Below are 2,500 nucleotides of genomic sequence, written 5' to 3'. Positions count from 1 at the left end.
TCCACTTAACGTATACTTTGGGACCTTAGCTGGCGGTCTGGGCTGTTTCCCTTTCGACTACGGATCTTATCACTCGCAGTCTGACTCCCAAGGATAAGTCTTTGGCATTCGGAGTTTGACTGAATTCGGTAACCCGGTAGGGGCCCCTAGTCCAATCAGTGCTCTACCTCCAAGACTCTTACCTTGAGGCTAGCCCTAAAGCTATTTCGGAGAGAACCAGCTATCTCCAGGTTCGATTGGCATTTCACCCCTACCCACACCTCATCCCCGCACTTTTCAACGTGCGTGGGTTCGGGCCTCCATTCAGTGTTACCTGAACTTCACCCTGGACATGGGTAGATCACCTGGTTTCGGGTCTACGACCACGTACTCATGCGCCCTATTCAGACTCGCTTTCGCTGCGGCTCCGTCTTTTCAAACTTAACCTTGCACGGGATCGTAACTCGCCGGTTCATTCTACAAAAGGCACGCCATCACCCGTTAACGGGCTCTGACTACTTGTAGGCACACGGTTTCAGGATCTCTTTCACTCCCCTTCCGGGGTGCTTTTCACCTTTCCCTCACGGTACTGGTTCACTATCGGTCACTAGGGAGTATTTAGCCTTGGGAGATGGTCCTCCCGGATTCCGACGGAATTTCACGTGTTCCGCCGTACTCAGGATCCACTCAGGAGAGAACGAAGTTTTGACTACAGGGCTGTTACCTCCTATGGCGGGCCTTTCCAGACCTCTTCGTCTACCTCGTTCTTTTGTAACTCCGTATAGAGTGTCCTACAACCCCAAGAGGCAAGCCTCTTGGTTTGGGCTGTTCCCGTTTCGCTCGCCGCTACTCAGGGAATCGCATTTGCTTTCTCTTCCTCCGGGTACTTAGATGTTTCAGTTCCCCGGGTCTGCCTTCACATATCCTATGGATTCAGATATGGATACTGCTCCATTACGAGCAGTGGGTTTCCCCATTCGGAAATCTCCGGATCAAAGCTTGCTTACAGCTCCCCGAAGCATATCGGTGTTCGTCCCGTCCTTCATCGGCTCCTAGTGCCAAGGCATCCACCGTGCGCCCTTTCTAACTTAACCGTTAAAAAGAATCACTACGTGATATCTTGCATTACAATTGAATGTGAATGTCTTGCTATCGTTATCTAGTTTTCAAAGAACACGTTTTGAAGAATCAAATGATCCTTCAAAACTAAACAAGAACTAAACGCACCTGCCTGCAAGACCGCAAGGTCTTACATTCCGTATAATATCCTTAGAAAGGAGGTGATCCAGCCGCACCTTCCGATACGGCTACCTTGTTACGACTTCACCCCAATCATCTGTCCCACCTTCGGCGGCTGGCTCCAAAAGGTTACCTCACCGACTTCGGGTGTTACAAACTCTCGTGGTGTGACGGGCGGTGTGTACAAGGCCCGGGAACGTATTCACCGCGGCATGCTGATCCGCGATTACTAGCGATTCCAGCTTCACGCAGTCGAGTTGCAGACTGCGATCCGAACTGAGAACAGATTTGTGGGATTGGCTTAGCCTCGCGGCTTCGCTGCCCTTTGTTCTGCCCATTGTAGCACGTGTGTAGCCCAGGTCATAAGGGGCATGATGATTTGACGTCATCCCCACCTTCCTCCGGTTTGTCACCGGCAGTCACCTTAGAGTGCCCAACTGAATGCTGGCAACTAAGATCAAGGGTTGCGCTCGTTGCGGGACTTAACCCAACATCTCACGACACGAGCTGACGACAACCATGCACCACCTGTCACTCTGCCCCCGAAGGGGAAGCCCTATCTCTAGGGTTGTCAGAGGATGTCAAGACCTGGTAAGGTTCTTCGCGTTGCTTCGAATTAAACCACATGCTCCACCGCTTGTGCGGGCCCCCGTCAATTCCTTTGAGTTTCAGTCTTGCGACCGTACTCCCCAGGCGGAGTGCTTAATGCGTTTGCTGCAGCACTAAAGGGCGGAAACCCTCTAACACTTAGCACTCATCGTTTACGGCGTGGACTACCAGGGTATCTAATCCTGTTCGCTCCCCACGCTTTCGCGCCTCAGCGTCAGTTACAGACCAGAGAGTCGCCTTCGCCACTGGTGTTCCTCCACATCTCTACGCATTTCACCGCTACACGTGGAATTCCACTCTCCTCTTCTGCACTCAAGTTCCCCAGTTTCCAATGACCCTCCCCGGTTGAGCCGGGGGCTTTCACATCAGACTTAAAGAACCGCCTGCGCGCGCTTTACGCCCAATAATTCCGGACAACGCTTGCCACCTACGTATTACCGCGGCTGCTGGCACGTAGTTAGCCGTGGCTTTCTGGTTAGGTACCGTCAAGGTACCGCCCTGTTCGAACGGTACTTGTTCTTCCCTAACAACAGAGTTTTACGATCCGAAAACCTTCATCACTCACGCGGCGTTGCTCCGTCAGACTTTCGTCCATTGCGGAAGATTCCCTACTGCTGCCTCCCGTAGGAGTCTGGGCCGTGTCTCAGTCCCAGTGTGGCCGATCACCCTCTCA

General features: G+C 52.6%; 2 rRNA genes (both only partly in view). Both read right to left on the bottom strand.

From position 1 onward, the window contains the following. A 23S ribosomal RNA gene (locus MHB78_RS00580) occupies positions 1-1,073 on the bottom strand; it reaches 1,859 nt to the left of the window's first position. Positions 1,074-1,252: 179 nt separating this feature from the next. Further along, positions 1,253-2,500 (bottom strand): 16S ribosomal RNA (locus tag MHB78_RS00575) (it continues 302 nt past the right edge of the window). Together the 16S and 23S rRNA genes form the textbook arrangement of a ribosomal RNA operon.

It is taken from the genome of Bacillus sp. FSL K6-0138 (genome assembly GCF_037982765.1).
GTDB classification, from domain to species: domain Bacteria; phylum Bacillota; class Bacilli; order Bacillales; family Bacillaceae; genus Bacillus; species Bacillus glycinifermentans.
Note: the sequence above shows the minus strand (reverse complement) of the source record. Positions and strands in the feature narration are given on the sequence as shown.